This is a genomic window from Leucobacter sp. 7(1), assembly GCF_900163635.1.
GTDB lineage: Bacteria > Actinomycetota > Actinomycetes > Actinomycetales > Microbacteriaceae > Leucobacter.
Window position 1 is genome coordinate 203,577 of the sequence record NZ_FUID01000026.1, and the last position, 17,843, is coordinate 221,419.

Sequence of the window (17,843 nt, forward strand, 5' to 3'; positions counted from 1 at the left end):
CCGGGCACACTGCCCAGGACTGGGCCGTGAACGCGACGCGCTGGGGCAGTCAGGCCGCGCGGGTCGCGGAACCCGCACCACGGCGTCGCGCGGCCGCCTGGATCGCGGGCGGGGTCACGGCCGCATTGGTAGTGACGATCGCGGTCTTCGCGGGAGGCTACGATGCTCGGGACACCCCGCGCGTCGAGCCCGGAGTTTGGGTGGCGCGCGACGCCGGGCAGTATGCTCGCGTGAACACCGACACCGGGGAACTTGACACGGTACGCCGTGTTGCGGAACCCAGCAGCGTGCTGCAATCGGGGGCGCAGGGTGTGCTCCTGACACATGGAAACGGGCGTGCGTGGCCGATCGCGGCTGCGCAGCCATGGGATGTGGGCGGTGCCGCGACCGAGGGTGACGCTGACGGGACGACTCCGGTGGACGGTTCTGCGGCCCGGACCACAGGGTCGAAAGATGGGGGCGACTCGGGAGACGTGACCGCGAACGGTGTGGCGATGCCGGAGGGAACCCGTGAGGTCCTTGTCGCCGGGCGGTATCTTGCGGCGCGTACGGAGTCGGGGCAGGTGCATGTGGGCACCCTGCGCTCGGCAGGCAGCACCGAGGCTGAGCACCCCGGCCTTCTTGACAGCGAGTTGGAGGCCTCCGACTGGGGTCCGCGCCTTGCGGCGCTCCGCACGCTTGCAGAGACAGCACCGGCGGATCCGGGCACCGACGCCGATACCGGGACAGGCACGGCGGACTCCTCGCAGGCACCGGCGCAACTCCCCGCCGCAGCGGCAATCGCGCTTTCGGCGGATGGCGTGCTCGCCGTGTACGCGGGAGCGGAACACACGGTCACGCGCTACGACCTGGAGCGCGGATTGGAACGGACACCCGAGGCTGCCGCCGCGGCGGTGCCCACAATGGGTTCACCGGATGCATTGACCGGAGAGCCCGTGGCATCCCCGCAGCTCGCGCTTGTCGGTTCGGACTGGGTTCTGCTCGACCCGGACGCTCAGCAGCTGATTCGCTCGGGGGCGGAGCCGCAAGACCTCGAACTCGCGCCCGGCCCGCTGCTGCAGCTCAGCAGTGGGGCGAGCCGGACGGACGCGCCGGGGTCGGCAACGCCAAGCCGCGCGGCGGATCCCGCAGCTGCCCCGGCCGATCGGCCCGCTCGGAGCGCCGTCCTGATCGCGGATTCGGAGGGCCTCGTCACGGTCGCCCGCGATGGCACCGAAACGCGCACTGCTGCGACGGGCACCCCTGCACGACCCACCGAGGTTGATGGTGTGCGGGTCGCGGCCTGGCTCGGCGCGGGATCCGGCGCGCTGTGGCGTGGTGGCGGGGACCCGCTCCCGCTGCAGTTTGACGACGCCGTGCAGGACGAGTCGGACGTGGCCCCCGTGATCCGGAGCAATGGGACGCGTGCCGTGCTCAGCGATGAGCGCACAGGGATGCTGTGGACGATTCCGGACGGCGCGTTGATCCCGTTGTCGCAGTGGAGTCTTGCAGATCCTCCGCAGGAAGTGCAGGGGACTGTTGTCGTGGAAGACGTCCCTGAGCAGGTTCCTCCCACCGCGGTGGACGACGCCTTCGGGGTGCGACCGGGGGTGCCGTCCCCGCTTCCGGTGCTGCTGAACGACTTAGACCCGAATGCGCGTGATGTTCTGACGATCGTGCCCGAGTCCCTGTCTGAATCGTCTCTGCCCGAGTCATTCGGCTCGGTCGAGCTGCTGGCGGATCGACAGTCCCTCGTGCTCCATACCGCCCCGGGTGCCGCGGGGACGGCGAGCTTCACGTACCGAATCTCGGACGGTGCGCTCGAATCCGGCACAGCAACGGTCACCGTGCGGGTCGTCAACGACGAGGAGAACTCTGCTCCCGAGTGGTGTCCGGTGTCCGGCTGTCAGCGTGAGTGGGGCGTCCCCGCGATCGTGCCAGGGGGGACGCTCGTGACTCCGGTGCTCGAGGGCTGGGTGGACCCCGAGGGTGATGTGATGACGCTCGCGGCCGCAGTTCCGGTGCGGGACGCGGACCCGATCCGCGCCTTGGTGACCGCCGATGGCCGGCTCGCGGTGCGGCACACGGATCCCGGGGCTGGGGGCGGGGACGTGGCGCTGCGGATCACGGTGCGTGACAGCCGGGGTGCGGAACGGGATCGGGAGCTGACGCTCCCTGTCCGGGCTGAGGCGATGCCCGAAGTCACGGGAACCGCGGCGACGATGACTGTGGGTGTCCCCGCGACGTTCGCGCCGCTCGACCGCGTCGCGGGCGGGTCTGGGTCGTTCGCGCTCGTCGATGTCGCACCGCAATCGGGTGAGGCAACCGCCGTCACGAATCCGGTTGGCGGCACAGTTGAAGTGACCGCGCTTGACCCGGGCGTCTCAACATTTGCGGTGACTGTGCGGGACGCGGTGACCGGTGCGGAGGCATCGGGTCCGCTTCGGGTGACGGCCTCGGAGGATGGGGCCGCGCTCGCGCTGCCGCCGCTGCGCGCATATGTGCGGCCACTCGCAGACGCCACAGTTGAGGTCTTGGATGCGATTCCGGGGGCGGAGTCACGCGCGCTGGCAGTTGTTGGTGCCTCTGTTGCCGACGGTGAACTGCAAGCCGATGTGATCGATCACGCGCAGGTCCGGGTGGCGGGTGCGACGCCCGACGGCACCCCGGGCCGGATCGGTGCCGCCGATATTACGGTTTCGGAGGGTGACGCTACCGCGCGCGGAAGACTCACGGTGTTCCAAGTGCCCGACGCGGGCGGAACCGGGGTCATCGCGGTGGCAGACGCGGCGACTGTGAGCGCCGGCTCCACGGTGGACATCCGGGTACTCGACAACGACGTCGCGGCTCCCGGGGAACGGCTCCTGCTCCATCCGGAGGTCACCGGATCCGGCGCTCCAGGAGAGCTCGCCTTCGCCGCGGGCGGCACACTGCGCTACCTCGCCCCCACCGAGCCAGGCACGTATCGTGTCGGCTACACGGTGTTCGCGGCGAGTTCTCCGGAACTCAGTGACACTGGCGAAGTCGTCGTGACGGTCTTACCGACGAGCACGAACCGGGACCCGCAGCCGCCCCCGCTGACGGCCCGCGTGACCCCGGGCGGGACGACAATCGTGCGGGTGCCAAGCTCCGGGGTGGACCCGGACGGGGACCGCGTGCGGCTCCGCGGAGTTGAATTGTCCCCGGACACTCGGGTGACCGCAAGCCTGGCGCGATCAGGGACGGGGATTGAAGTGACCGCGTCCGCGACCGCTGAGCCCGGTACGATCGCGGTGTCCTACTCGGTCACCGACGATCACGGCGGCACCGGCACGGGGATCGTGAACGTGGTCGTGACCGGGGAAGCGGGGGCTCCGCCAGTCACCCTCACAGATCAGGTGCGTCTGGTCCCGGGCGGGTCCACGGTTGTGCAGCCGCTCGAGAACGATAGCGATCCCGCTGGGGGTGAGCTGGAACTGCAGGAGGTTACCCCGAACGTGCCCGGCGGCAGCGATAGTGCGGAGTATCGCCGCCTCGTGGAGGCACTCGATACCCGAGAGTTGCGCCGGGGCAGAATCTCGGTGACCGCTGGGGAAGAACTCGGGACGGCGTCGTACCGGTACACAGTGCGTTCGAGCGCGACCTCGAGCACAGCGGATGGCCTGATCGTGGTCCAGACATCGGAGCGCGTGGGAGCACAAGCGCCGGCGGTCCGGGACACCCTCGTGAGCGTGCGGGATCGGGCCGACCTCGAAGGGCGCGGGATCGATGTGCTCCAAGGCAAGGTGCGCTGGACGGCCGGCGATCCGGCCGCGCTGAAGTTGACGCTCTGGGGAGAGCAAGGCGGAGACTACCGAGTATCCGGGAACCGGATCACCGGAAACTACGATCCGGCGGGCGATGTCGTGGTGTTCCAGGTTGACGGGACCGACGCCTCGGGGACCGATGTGACGAGCTACGGGTTCTTGGTGATCCCGCCGCTCGAGGATCTGCAATTGACGTTGCAGCGAGACCTGGAGCCGCTTGAAGTAGCGGAGGGCGACTCCGTGACGGCCGCGCTGACCGAACTCGTGGACGCGGGCCCCAGCGACCGGATCGAGCTCCGCAGCGGGGCATTCCCGACGGCCCGCCCTGCGGCCCGCTGCGAAGCCGTCGGCGACGCCGCGATCCGCTACGAGGCCGGTAGCGGCGGTCCCTGGAACGATGTCTGCCGGATGGAGGTGCGGCTCCGTGGACAGCAGAGTTGGACCGCGTTGCCGGTGCCAGTGCGCGTGATCCCTGACGCGCCGGTGGCCGAACTCCGCTCACTCACGCGCACAATCGCGCCCGGGGAAGCCGAGTCGATTGAGCTCACCGACATGGTGGAGTGGCAGGGCGATCGCACGGGCGATCCCGGTGCCCTCTCGTTCAGCGTGAGTGGCAGCGCCGCCGATTTCGACGTGGTGACCGAGGGCGCCACACTGCGCGCCACCGCACTATCTACCGCGCGGCCTGGCGGGCAACACACGCTCACCGTCACGATGACCGGCGCGGGGCGGGCCCACGCGCCGCTGACCCTCCGTGTCGGGGAGAGCCCACGGGATCTGCCGCGCGGCGGGACCGTGGCCCTACAGCGCACGGTGGGCGCGAGTTGCGGGGTGGAACTCGTGGGAATTTCCGGGGAACATGACCCGTTTGCCGGCAAGCGCGGCGGCGGCTTGGAGCTTGTCGCGGTTGACGGGAGCGCATGCCCCATCGCGCAGTTCACCGCGGTAGAGAACCGGCGGGTCGCGGTGAGTTGGCCAGACGCGACAGGTCCCGGCGGCACCTGCACTGTCGGCTTCACCGTGCGCGATGCACAGGGCCGCGTCGGAGCTGGATCGATCGAGTTCGATGCGCAGGGCCTCCCCGATACGCCGACGAGCGTCGTACAGACAGGGTTCACGGAGAGCTCCGCAACATTCCGCGTGGCACTCGGCGGCCGCCTCGCGCACCCCGCGGTGACCGAGGTGCGGCTCGCCGGGGCCGGGAACGCGCAGTGTGTCGCGGCTGGACCAGACGCCTTCGACTGCGTCGTCAGTGGGCTGCGCAGCGGCGAACGGCACAGTTTCACCGCGCGTGCCGTGAATGGGGTGGGGGAATCCGTGCCCTCCGCGCCGGTGACCGGATGGGCCTACCGCGCGCCGGAGCGCCCCACGATCACGGCGACAGCCCTCCCTGACGCGGGGAACACGGACCAGGGGCGCGGCACACTCCGCGTGACGGCGTCCGGTTCTCGAGATACCCGGGAGTTCCGGGTCTCCATCGCCGGAGTGGATCGTGGCACGATCGCAGGGCCGGAGGGCCGCGGCGACTTCGCGGGGCTCCCCGCCGGGCCGGTCCCGGTCGTGGTGACCCCGGTGACGGCGCTCGAGCTACCGCCGGTGAGCGGGGGATCTGCCACCGGTACCGCCGCGCAGACGGAGGGGCGCGTGTTCGGCGCACCAATGCTCACCGGCGCGACGCTCGCGAGCACCGGCGATCGGAGCGGCAAGATCACGGTCGTCGGCACCGGGGCCCACCACGGGGAAGCCGTGGCCTGGAGCTACGCCGTCGCCACCGACGGTGCCGACCCGAGCTGCGAAGCCGCGGGCTCATCTGCCGAGATATCTCAGCTCCAGCGAGGCAAGTGGTACCGCGGGGTCGCCTGCGCGCGCAGCCCCTACGGGGCGAGCTCTGCGACAACCGCCGCGGTGCAGATCGGAGGAGCCATCCCGGCACCGAGTGTGAGCTACACGGTGGCGACGGCCCCGGAGCATCAGGGGGGCGAGCTGCGGTATCTTCAGCTTGGTGGAGCCGCGGTCAGCGGTCAGCTCCCCGAGGCCACTCTGCGCTACAGCTCGGGCGGTGCCACGCTCTTCCTCGACGCCGAGGCACCCGGCCCGATCACTGTGCAGCAGTGCTTCGGCGAGCAGTGCTCTGAGGCCGCACCGGTGCGCTGGATCGGGGCCCCGCGCCCCGTGAACCTGGCACCGAGCGGCACCTGTGTCGACCCAGCGACCGCGGGAGGAAACCCCGCGGCGCTCGCCGCCGCCGTGAAGATATCGGGTGCCGCCCGACCCTCCGCCCAGTTCACCCTCGGCGCGGTCGCCGGGGAGACCGCCGAGATCACCGTACGCTGGGGCGGAGACTACGGCGCGCTCCAGGCCGCCACCCTCACGGTCTGCGCCGTCCCGCCGCCCGCTCCGGGCCCCTGATCCGGCACCCACCCTTTGCCCACCCGCGACACGATTTCGAGGACACATGACGACTTCGCCCCACGAGCAGCCCGCCGCGAGCGGCGCGAGCCGTGACGCCGCCGCCCCGGAATCGCTCACCCCGGATCCCCATTCACCGGCCCCCGGTCTTCCGGAGTCGATCACTCCGGAGCAAGCACGCTGGGTGCAACAGCTTGTGCAGGCCTGCGGCGATGCCGTTGCTGAGGTCATTCAGGGCAAGCGGAGAGTCATCGATCTCGTCTTCGCGAGCGCGCTCGCCGGGGGGCACGTGCTGCTCGAAGATGTCCCCGGGACCGGGAAGACTGCGCTGGCGCGCGCGCTCGCCGCAGTGATCCAGGGCACTTCCTCGCGGATTCAGTTCACCCCTGACCTACTCCCCGGCGACGTGACGGGGATATCGGTGTACGACCAGCGGGCGGGAGTCTTCGAGTTTCATGCCGGCCCGGTGTTCGCGAACGTGGTGCTCGCCGACGAGATCAACCGGGCCAGCCCCAAGACACAGTCTGCGCTGCTCGAGGTGATGGAAGAGGGGCGGGTGACGGTTGACGGCACCTCACACGATGTGGGCAGCCCCTTCCTCGTGATTGCGACGCAGAACCCCATCGAGCAGGCAGGCACCTATCGTCTCCCCGAAGCGCAGCTCGACCGCTTCATGATCAAGACCGCCATCGGGTACCCCGACGCGAGCGCGATGCTGCGGATCCTGCAGCAGCATCGGGGCACTCATGAGCCCGTGCCCGCCGTCGTATCGACCGCGATGGTGGCGCAGGCGCAAGCCTTTGTGAATCGGGTGTACGTGAGCCCCCTGGTTGCTGACTATGCGGTCCAGCTTGTCGAGGGGACCCGGCGTGCGAGTGAGGTGCGCCTGGGAGCGAGCGTGCGCGGTGCACTCGCCCTCGTCCGGATCGCGTCCGCTTGGGCGGCGAGCCAGGGACGACACTACGTGACGCCTGATGATGTGCGGGACCTCGCGCTGCCGGCGCTCGCCCACAGGCTTGTGCTCGAACCCGAGGCCGAGTTCGATGGGGTGACGGCCGAGCAGGTTGTCGGCCAGGTGATTCTGGACACCCCCGTCCCGCAGGAGAACGGCACCGCGTGACCGCGGTCCCTCCTCCCACACGCGGCGGTGAGGCGACCCGGACGGTTGCCCGCACCGAGACGAGCGCCCCACGGGCACCGCGTCGCGTCCTGTTGCGGCACGCGAGACGGCGTGCCGCGCGTGGGCTGCGTCTTGCCTGGGGTCGGATCGCACACGTTGTGACGCCCGCGGGCGGTGTTGTCGTGGTTGCCGCGGTTGTTGCCGCGTTCCTCGGGGCGATGCTCGGGTGGGTCGAAGCGTGGGCGGTTGCCGTGGCGGCCGCACTATTGATTCTCGTTGCGCTGCCATTCCTCGCGGGCGGCCGCAACTACACGATCCGGATTGCCGCGGATCGTTTGCGTGTGGTTGCCGGGGACGAGGTGCGGCTTGAGGTGGAGGTGACGCAGACCGCTCCGCGGCCCAGCCTGCCGGCGCGGGCCGAGCTCCCGGTCGGCCCCGCCCTGCGTGAGATCGCGATCCCGGCGCTTGGGGCTGGGGCGAGCACGGCGCTGCCGCTCGCGGTGCCCGCGCCGCAGCGAGGGGTGATCACCGTCGGTCCGCTCACAGTCGCACGGCGCGACCCTGTCGGGCTGCTTCGCCGGGAGCTCACCTGGCCGGACCGTCACCTCGTGCATGTCCACCCGGTAACTACGGCATTGCCGCCGACTACGGCCGGTTTGGTGCGGGATCTCGAGGGTGACCCGAGCCACCGGCTCACCGATGCCGACCTTTCGTTCCACGCGGTCCGCGAGTACGCCAACGGTGATGCGCGACGGCACATCCACTGGCGATCGACGGCGAAGACCGGAACGCTCATGGTGCGCCAGTACGAGGAGTCTCATACCGCGCGCACCGCGGTACTGTTTGATGCGAACCGCGCGGAGTATGTGAGTGCTGACGCGTTTGAGCTCGGCGTCAGTGTCGCGGCCTCGATCGGCCTGCAAGCAGTCCGTGAGGGCCGAGAACGTTTCGTCGCTGCCCAGTGGGTACCGGGACGCGAACGCTCGGCGATTGACGGCCTCGAAGAGCTCCCGGCGCGCACGCCGACACAGCTCCTTGATGCCTGGGCGCGCCTGACCGCGACGGACCAGGCACCGCCAGTGGAGCGGATCGCACGAGGGCTTGCCGAATCGCGGCGACCCCTCTCGCTTGTGGCCGTCGTGACAGGCTCGCGTGTGGATGCCGGACGGCTGCGCCGAATCGCAGCAGTCTTTCCTCCGGACGTCGCCGTCCTCATCGTGCGCTGCGAGCCGCTGGCGGACCCGGTGGCCCACCGTGGATCTGCGGGGGCTGTGTTGACTGTCGGGGCGCTCGGAGACCTGCCACATTTGCTCGTGCGACGAGGCGCGGTATGAACGCCCGGGCACAAGGTGTCCCCGTGACAGCCGGACCGGGCTCACCCCGTGCCAGTGCGGTGCTGTTGCTCGTGGCGGCGCTCGCGACGCTCACGGGCGCGGCGGCCTGGCCGATCTACCAGACCCCGCGCGTGTGGCTGCTTGTCGGAGTGGCCGCCGCGACGGCGGCCGCGCTCGTCTGGGCCGGGCAACGGTGGCGCTGGGGCGCGCTCACCGCGGCGGCACTCCTCCTTGGATTCGTGGTGCTCCTTGTGCCGCTCGCGCTCCCAGATGCTCTGGGCGGGGACCCGCAGCGCCTGCTCCGCGGGCTGGGGGACGGCTTCGGTGCCGTTGCGCTCGGGTGGAAGCAGATCCTCACACTGACCCTGCCATTGGGCACCTACCAGGCGGTCCTGGTGCCACTGTTGGTGACTGTGTATGGCGCGGTTGCCTGCGCGGTCTGGCTTGCGCGTCGTTCGGCTCGCACCGCGGTGTGGGCAGCTCTGCCGGCAATCGCCAGCGTGGCGTTCGGCACACTCCTGGGGCCCGCCGAACTCAGCGAGCCTGTCGCCGTGGGCTCCGTGATCATCGCGGCCCCGCGGGAGCTTGCCCTGTGGGGTGCGGCCGGGCTGATCATTGCGGTCTGGGTGGGGTGGACCTCCGGTGCGGAGCGTCGAGCCGCCCTGCGCCTCGGTCGGGGGCCCGGATCCCGCTCGCGGGGTCTGCGTCGCGGGGCAGTGGGTGCCGGGATCGTGCTTGTCGCACTCGCCTCGGGGGCGACACTGGCCCCCGCGCTCGCGAGCGATCCGCGGATCGTGCCGCGTGATCGGATCGACCCGGTCATTGTGGTCCGAGAGCAGGCGAGTCCGCTCGCGAGCTACCGTGTCTCGAAGCGTGATGCCGCCCTCACCGAACCACTCTTCACAATCGTGAGCAATGGAGCGCTGCCGAGCCGGTTACGCCTCGCCGTGCTCGATCACTTCGATGGGGTCGATCTCACCCCCACGGTCGGCACCGGCACCTTTACTCGGTTCCCGAGTGGCGACGCTGTGGCCGAGCCGACTCGCGTCGAAGTGACGATTGACGCGGGCTATCGCGGGATCTGGCTTCCGCTCGCTTCGAAGCTCGCGGACCCGCCACACTTTGGCGGACCGCGCGCCGCCGAGTTGAGCGATGCGTTCTACCTCGACCGCGAGACCGGTGCGGGCATCGTTGTCCCGACGCACGCCGGGCTCCGCGAGGGGGACCGTTTTGTCGCAGAACTCAGTGCAGCACCGGACCCGGTGCTCGGAGACCGTCCCGCGGTTGACGCTCCGCACATTGACCTCGCCGGACACCCGCAGCTTGATCGTTGGCTCCGGGCCCAGCAGCTCCCGGCGACGGGTTCCGGGTTCACAGAAGCTATCGAGAGGCTGCGCGAACGGGGATACCTCAGCCACGCGCTGAGCGATGATACGAACCGGGACTGGCTTGACAGTCTTGCCGCGGAATTTGGGACGCGGTTTGTCGCAAGCGCGGGTGGCCACTCGACCGCCCGGGTCGAGGAACTGTTTGCTCAGTTGAACGATCAGGAAGACACGGCGGGGGCAGCGGCCGGGGCCGGCGCATTGGTGGCCGGGGTCGGCGATGATGAGCAGTTTGCCACCGCGGCGATGCTGCTCGCCCAGGCAATGGGGTTCGACGCGCGGGTGGTGTTGGGTGTGCGGCTCGGCGACGAGGGCGTGCCCGGTGTGCCCGCCTGTGCCGAGACCTGTGCCGGCGAGCACCTTGCCGCGTGGGTCGAGGCGCGCGGTGCCGACGGGGTGTGGGCGCCGCTCGATGTCACCCCGCAGGCGGTCGCCCCGCCCCGGTCATTGGACGCGGGTGAGCGGCTGCCCGAGTTCCCCACGGTGCCAGAAGAGCGCGACGCTCCGGAACGCGATCCCGACTTCGGGGCGGGCCTCGGCGACGTTGCGCCGCAGCAGTCAAGAACCGAACGCCCGGACGTTGAAGCCGTGTCCGTGCTGCGCTGGGTCGGGTGGGGGATCGCCGTTTTGGTGCTGGCCGCGGTCACCGTGATGTTCATACCCGCCGTCAAATGGCTGCGGCGGCGGTCGCGAAACCGTGCCCGGACCCCGGAGACACGTGTGCTTGGGGCATGGGAGGAATTCCTGGACGCGCACGAAGATGCGGGGACGCCGGGACTGCGGGCCGTCACACATGCCGGGGTCTCGCGAAGTCGGCGAGATCTAGCCCAGGCCCTCCCCGGTGGCATGGGTATTGCGGATGTGGTCGATCGAGCCGTGTTCGCACCGGTAGGTCCGAGCGCTGAAGAAGCCGACGCCGTATGGGAAAGTGTGCGTGTAGAAACCCAGCTGCTGCGGTCGACGCAGTCGCGGGGGCAACGCCTCCGGTCCCGCTTCTCGCTCGCCTCGTTCGGGGTGGGCCGGACGCGAGGAGGAAAACGATGACCACCCACGATCCGGAGCAGGCTGCGACGGCCTCGAACTCCTCTCCCGCCCCGCCGGTAGCCGAACCGAGCGACGCACGCGCCGCGCAGGATCTTGCCGCCCTCATGTTTAAGCCACCTCTCGATCCGGTGCGCCGCATCGCGCCGGCGCCCGGGCCGACCCTGGCGCGCCCGCGCCCGGGTCTCTCTCCCAAGCTTCCCCACGTCTCTGGAGCGCGCCCCCTGCCCGCGGCACCAGCTGTGGTCTCTGAGGCACCCGCGCCCGCCGCCGGTCTTGACAGTGTGCCCGCGGCCGCGCGAGCGGCGCAGCGCTCGGTCATCCGGCACACACGACGGTTCCGGTGGATCGCCCTCGGGGGAGGGGCTGGAATTCTCGCAGCCGTCGCCGCAGGCGTCTGGGGGCTGAGTCGGCTCGCAGCGTCCTGGTTGTAGCGGCGGGGTGGGGTGCGCCGCGTAGAATACTGAGAGGCGAATGCCGCTTTTTTCGCCACAGGTGGAGCTTCGGGCAGCCGAACAACATGGAATGGTGGTGCACCCGTGAACCTCGATCTCAGCAGTGGAGGATTCGCCGTCCTGGGGGCGATCCTCGGCATCTGGGGGCTCGTCGCGTTTGTGTTCTTCCTGTGGTACCTGTGGGCGCTTTCGAAACTGTTCCCGTATCTGGGGCTGCCGAGCAGCCACGGCTGGATCCCGCTGTGGAACCAGTGGCAGTTGATCAACCGCGCCGGGCTCCCCGGTTGGGTCGTCCTGCTCGTTGTCGTTCCTGGACTCGTGGTCGTCGGGATTGTGTTCAGCATCATGGCGGTGCACCGGCTCAACAAGGAATTCGGAAAGGACGCCTCGTACACGGTGCTGGGTGCGTTCCTGCCCCCGATCTGGGCGATGCTGCTTGCAAGCCACATCTCTGACGGGATGTACGCGGGGGCGAGCGTCTACACGGGGCAGTCGGCCTTCCCTCCGCTCGCACCGCACCGCTCCGCGTCCGCCTGGCCCGAGCCGGTTGCGCCCGGCGAAGCGCGCCCTGTGGCACCGGGCACACAGCCCGCAACGGAACACCCGCAGGACCCGCAGGTGGCCGAAAATCCCGCGTGGCAGGGGCTGCCGCCGGTCCCGCAGCTGCCCCCTCCAGGAGTCGCACCTCCCGCAACTCCCGGCCCGCAGCCAGCGGTGAATCCCCAGGGAGCGGTGACACCTCAGGATCCGCACGCGATGAACGACTGGGGCTTTAGCCGCACGACCGAGGGCAACTTCGAGCGACTTGCCGCGGAGGAAGTCGCCGCCCGACCCGCTCCGCCGCTCGGGGCGTCCCGTGCCGCGGAGCCGTTTGCCTGGCCCGGGGATACCGCCGACCCGCCCCGCGACGCTGCGGCCGAGTACGCGGCACTTCCGAGCGCTGGCCCGAGTGCGGAACCCGTGAGGGCAGCCGACCCCGAGCCGGGGAGTGAGGCACCGGCACACGTGGCAACTGCCGCAGAGCCGGATGCAGCGGACGTCACACCTGCAGCGGCACTGCCCGTTGCCCCGGAGCCCGCAGAGCGCCTCGCGCCTGCGGTTCCCGAAGACGCTGGCCCCTCGATTTTCGACCTCGACCCGGTGGCCGCACCGATTGTGTCTGCCGAGCCGGTGCCTGCGCTGCAGGCACCGGAGCTGCCGGATCTCGCGCCCGAGACCCCCGTTCCTCCGGTGGAGACGGCGCCGACCGTGGGTGAATGGGATGACAATGTCGACGACCGTACTGTGGTTGTGTCCGCACCGATCCGATGGGGCCTGGAGCTCCCGGGCGGTGAGGTCCTCGAACTTCTCGGAGACGACCTGATTGTCGGGCGCAAACCGGAGCGGATGGACGGGGCAGAATTGCTTTCTCTCGCGGACCCCACGCGTACAGTGTCCAAGTCGCACGCGCGCCTGCGCTTCGATGGTGAGGGGTGGTCGGTGGAGGACCTGAACTCCACGAACGGACTCTCCGCCGCCGACGATTCGGGCACCCTGACCCCGCTCGCGCCGGGTCAGGCCCACGCGGTCCCAGAACGGATGGTGCTGGGTACCCTCGAGGTTCGTGTGCGACCGCTTGAGCGTGGGGAATTGCTGTAACTGGATACGGGACACCCTCGCTCCGGGGCGTCGCTGTGAGCGAAGCTGAGTGAACACCCGGCAAATGAGCTGCCCGCACTCAGCTTCGAGCGCGTAGGGTGAGGCCTGTTGGCGTGGTGATGTTCTGCGCCGGGGAAGGGCGTTCGAGTGAAGGTCATTAGCTACAACCTGCGGAAAAATCGCGCGGTCACCGAGATCGCAGCGCTTGCCGAGGATCACGAGATCGACGTGCTGTGTCTGCAGGAGGCTGAGGCCGTGGCGCTCCCCGCCGAGTTGGGCGAGCTGCGCCTCGTGCACGCCACGGAGCGGAACCGGCTCGGTCTTGCCATGTATGTGCGCGCAGATCGCTTTGAGACCCGCTCCGCGCACACTTTCCAGCTCAAGAAGTCGCTACACGACAGGCTCCTTGCCCCCGCTCACGAGCGGCTGCTGGGTGCCCGACTCCACGACCGCGCCACGAGTCAGGACCTTGTGGTCGCTTCATTCCACGCGGCCCCGTTGACCGCGCTCAATTCCTTGCGGCGGCATCAGATTCACGCCGCTCTCGGTGAGCTGCGCGCCCTCGGTCCGGGCCTGCCCGCGCTGATGGTGGGCGACTACAACTACCCGGTGTTCAAGGGGCGGCTCGACACCGAGATGCGCGACCACGGCTACGAACTGAGCCTGAGTGACAAGCGCACGTACACGCGCTACAAGATGTTCCGCGGCCACTTCGACTTCGCCACCTCGATGGGCCTCGATATCGAGAGCGTGTCCACCCTCGGCCGTGGCCTCTCGGATCATCTCCCGATCCTGATCTCTGCTGGGCTGAGCGCCGAGCGCGCGCCAGTCGCCGCCTAACGCCCGGCCCGTGCCAGCTCACCCTTCAGTGAGCTGGCACGCTGCTCAGACGGCGGGTGCGAGGCCTGGGTGAGCGGGTGCTGCCTCCACGCGCGTGCGTGGGCCGAAGAGCACAACGCCCGCGGCGGCAAGGATGAGGAGCGCCGAGCCGAGGAGCATCAGCTGTTCCGCGGTGCTGAGTTCGAATCCGCCGGTTTCGACCGGTGCGGGAAGGAGCCCGCTGAGCTGGGTGGGGTCCTCATCAACGAGTCCGGCGGGGGCCGCAGACTTCGCGGTGCCGGGCACGACGACCTCGACCCACCCGGCGAAGGAGTTGTCGGCCGCAGTGAAGGCGAACTGGTACTTGCCGCCGGTGAGGCGTGAGATATCCACGCGGAGTTCGCCGTCACTGTTGGCCCGGATCCAATCGATTGCGGTCTGCTGCGGGTAGACGTGGAGGAAGAACCAGTCGCCCGGCTTTGTCTGCGGAATCGTGATGTACGCGATCCCCTCGGCAACTCGCACGGTGACGCCGCCGGCGTTCGCCTGTGTCAGCTCCCGCGCCGACCCGACTGGCGGATCTGGTTTCGTCTCGGGCTTCGGTGCGGCCTGGTTCCCAGGCGCCCGTGCGGCCCCGCCGCCAGAGGATGCGGGCTGCTCGCCACCCGGCGTGTGGGTGGGCTGCACAACCGGGCCAGGCGCGGGAGTGGGCGTATCAGTGGGCTTCACCGGTGGCTTGACGGGTGGCTTAACGGGCGGGTCCACTGGCGGCGTGACCGGTGGCTTGACGACCGGTGGCTTGACGACCGGCGGCACCGGCAATCCGATCTCAGGTTCGGGGGCTTGAGAGGCGGCGGGGGCTGCCCAGCGCACGGTGTTGAGGAGCAGCTGCACGCCACCCGGCGACCAGTTGCGGGCGTCGATCGCCGAGGAGGTGCCGTGGAGCGCAAGGTACGCGTGCCGGTTATTCGCGCGCTGGTCAACTGCGAGCCCGGTGCCGAGAGCCTCGGTGCTCGTGCTCTGGGGCTCGACCGAGGTGTCGGTGTACTGCATCACGGTCTCGGCGATCACCGTCGGCGCGGTGCCTCGGAGTGAGTCGAACCAAGCCGCCCACTTGGTGCCCGCGGTCGCCGAGTTCTGGACGATCACTGATCCCACCCCAAATGCTTCGGGGCTCAGGAGCCCGCCCGCCAGGATCTCGTGATCGGCGGTGACGCGGTAACCAACGCTGCTTGCGGAGCGGTCGCCAGCCGAGTTCCGGGTGGCCGGGTCGCCGATGGTCCGCTGCAGCGTGGCGATGCCGCTCGCCTCGGAATCGCCGAGATCGAGCCAGATGATGCCGGATCCCGAGGCGTCCGTCGCCGCAATCGCCGCGTCGATCTGCGCCCGCGACACGGTGCCGGCGGGAGCGTCCCAGAGCACAGCGTCGTACGTGCCGAGCTCGGCGGGATCGGCTGGCACCGTGGCGCGGGATTCGGCAACGAAGCCGTTGTCGGCGAGGAGTTCGGCGGTGCTGCCGCCGGAATCACCGAGCACAAGCACTCGGCTGAGGTCTGCGAGCCGGAACGACACCGTTGTGGTGAGCGCCGCCCGCACTGGCGCGGGGGCCGAGAGTGCCTCGGCTTTGCCCTCGGCTGCGACGCGCACGCGGTACTCGCCCACGGGCATCGCGTCGAAACGGAATGCGCCGCGCGCGTCCGTTGTGGTGGTGAGTTCGATGCCGGCGATCGACACTGCGGCACCGGCCACGGGTGCAGATGTAGCGTGATCCACAACGGTTCCGCTCAACGTCCCGACCGTGATCGGGTCCAGCGGCAGCGAGAGCTCGGTGAACCCGGTTGCCGCCACGGTCACGACCGCGGTCTGCGCAGTGGTGAATCCGAAGCGCTCGGCCGTCAGGGTGTAGTTTCCGGGGGCGAGTCGGGCGGTGAAGCGGCCCTGCGCGTCTGTGTTCCAGGTCTCGCCACGGTCACCGTAGCTCACGGTCGCGTTCGCGATGGGGGCACCGGTGCTCGCGTTGACGACCGTGCCCTTCACACCCGAGTCACCCAACACCGCGCTGATGGCGGCGTGCACATCGATGCGGCCGCTGCCGTAGCCGATGTCGGGGCCCGCTGCGGGATCCGGGTGCCAGGCGGTGCGCTTGAGCGCATCCTCGATCTCGGTCACGGAGAGCCCGGCCTGCGCGGATCTGATGAGTGCGACGGCACCGGCGACGTGAGGCGTGGCCATGGAAGTGCCGCTCGACTCACCGAACTTGCCGCCCGGCATCGCCGAGAACACCTTCACGCCCGGAGCAGAGATATCTGGTTTCACATAGCGTTCGGGCCACCCGAACTCCTGCGTGATCGCGCGATCCCAGGTCAGCACACCGCCGCTTGACTGTCCGTCGACGAGATCGTCGGCGTTGGTCATGCCGACCGCAACGGCGTCGAAGTAGTTGCCGGGGGCGGAGGTTGTGCCCGCTTTGTTGCCAATGGCGACCGCGGGGAAGATTCCCGCATCGCGGACGTTGCGGATCGCGCGTGCCAGGTCCGGTTCGAAGCCGCTCGAGCCGAGTGACATATTGATGACGTCTGCCGGGCGCCCGGCGGGCGCACCCGTGCCGTCGGTGGGGGCCATGACCCACTCAAGGGCGGCGAGGATCTTTGCCGCACTGCCGCCGCCGCTCAGGACGTTGGCGGCCATGAGCTCGGCGTCCGGGGCGACGCCAATGCTCGTGCCCGAGGCGGTGCCTCCGAGTACGGTACCGGCCACGTGGGTGCCGTGCGACCCGGGATCCGTGGGCTTCGTGACCAGGGGCTTCCCGCTCCGGTCAAAGTTGATCCAGCCGCCGGGGTATGACGGGTCGCCGGTACCGCGGCCCACGAGGCGTGCGCCGATGTCCGGGTGCGTCGCGTCTACTCCAGTGTCAAGGACCGCGACGCGCACGCCCTGCCCGCGGGCACCGAAGTCGCGCCACGCGTCGTCTGCCGAGATCTTCTCGATCCCGTAGGTGACGGGGATTTCGGCGGCAGCGAGTGCTTCGGTTTCGGCATCAGCCGCGGCAGCTGCAGCATCGGCTGCAGCGACAACCGCAGGGTCGAGCGTGACTTCGTTTGGTAGTGGATCCTCGGGGATGAGGTCGTCGAGCGGCTCAATCGTAAAGTTCGGGGTGACCTCGATTGCACCGGGGAGCGCCGCGAGTCGGCTGAGCACCCGTTCGCTGGGGGCCGCGGAAACAAGTACCGCGCTCGTGATCCAAAACCGGTTCAACACTTCGACGGAACCGTCCGCGGTGAGGGCTGAAAGCTCCCGGTCGATGCGGTCCCAGCGCGCCTCCGCGTCACTTTGCAGTGCCACGGCGGCGAGTTCCGGATCGCCCTGTGCCGCCGGAGCCACGCCGGGATCGGCGAAGTACACGAGGAGTTCCACGCGGCCGGTGTGGTCGTCGACCCAGGCCTCGCTCGGCGGCTGCTCCGGCGAACCCACCTCGGTGGCCTCCGGGGAGGCAAGCGTGGTCGACGCGGAGTCGCCGATGGGTAGATCGAGCGCGTTGCGGAATGGGCTCGGCCCTGCGGTGTCAAGATATTCCGTGAGTTCCGGGCTGAGGTGTGCTGCCGCGGTGGTGTCCGGGCTCTCGAGTACCGCGTTGTGTGCCGCATTCGGCGCGATGTTCCCCGCCGTCGCCTGGTCCGCCGGGAGAGCGAAGCTCAGAGCGAGAACGGCACAAAGGAGCGGGGCAATTGCCCCGGTTCGGCCGCGCGCGGACCTGGCGCGTGCGGTCCTCGAGGGGCGGGTGGTCTGGTGTGACATGAGTCCTCGGAAACTGTCGATGACAACGATGGGGTGGAACATCTGATGAAGTTTAGGTTAGTCTAACCAAAGCTCATTCCCAA

At 69.5% G+C, this 17,843-nt stretch carries 8 protein-coding genes; 7 read left to right on the plus strand and 1 reads right to left on the minus strand.

Annotated elements, in window-relative coordinates:
* Positions 1-26: 26 nt before the first annotated feature.
* The 7 genes from FM113_RS06325 to FM113_RS06355 all read left to right on the plus strand — a co-directional run bounded on the left by FM113_RS06325 (position 27) and on the right by FM113_RS06355 (position 13,986).
* Positions 27-6,173 carry an Ig-like domain-containing protein gene (locus tag FM113_RS06325; RefSeq protein ID WP_087012633.1) on the plus strand — a complete coding sequence of 2,049 codons (6,147 nt, stop codon included), beginning with the start codon at positions 27-29 and terminating at the stop codon, positions 6,171-6,173.
* 46 nt (positions 6,174-6,219) lie between these two features.
* A complete protein-coding gene (locus FM113_RS06330) occupies positions 6,220-7,293 on the plus strand; it encodes a MoxR family ATPase (RefSeq protein ID WP_087012635.1) in 1,074 nt (357 codons plus the stop codon).
* Positions 7,290-8,627 carry a DUF58 domain-containing protein gene (locus FM113_RS06335; RefSeq protein ID WP_254908901.1) on the plus strand — a complete coding sequence of 446 codons (1,338 nt, stop codon included), beginning with the start codon at positions 7,290-7,292 and terminating at the stop codon, positions 8,625-8,627. Before FM113_RS06330 ends, FM113_RS06335 begins: the two co-directional genes overlap by 4 nt.
* Before the next feature lie 23 nt (positions 8,628-8,650).
* On the plus strand, positions 8,651-11,056 hold the full coding sequence (locus tag FM113_RS06340) for a transglutaminase domain-containing protein (RefSeq protein WP_176387096.1): 2,406 nt from the start codon (positions 8,651-8,653) through the stop codon (positions 11,054-11,056).
* On the plus strand, positions 11,053-11,487 hold the full coding sequence (locus FM113_RS06345) for a hypothetical protein (protein ID WP_087012639.1): 435 nt from the start codon (positions 11,053-11,055) through the stop codon (positions 11,485-11,487). The genes FM113_RS06340 and FM113_RS06345 overlap by 4 nt, the downstream gene beginning before the upstream one ends.
* Before the next feature lie 105 nt (positions 11,488-11,592).
* Positions 11,593-13,146 (plus strand): DUF5684 domain-containing protein, encoded by a 1,554-nt coding sequence (locus tag FM113_RS06350; RefSeq protein ID WP_087012642.1) that lies wholly within the window; start codon positions 11,593-11,595, stop codon positions 13,144-13,146.
* A gap of 147 nt (positions 13,147-13,293) precedes the next feature.
* Positions 13,294-13,986, plus strand: coding sequence for an endonuclease/exonuclease/phosphatase family protein (locus tag FM113_RS06355; RefSeq protein WP_087012645.1), 693 nt, complete (start codon positions 13,294-13,296; stop codon positions 13,984-13,986).
* A 45-nt stretch (positions 13,987-14,031) separates the two neighbouring features.
* On the opposite strand, the gene FM113_RS06360 is transcribed toward FM113_RS06355, so the two are convergent.
* On the minus strand, positions 14,032-17,802 hold the full coding sequence (locus FM113_RS06360) for a S8 family serine peptidase (RefSeq protein WP_087012647.1): 3,771 nt from the start codon (positions 17,800-17,802) through the stop codon (positions 14,032-14,034).
* Positions 17,803-17,843 lie beyond the last annotated feature (41 nt).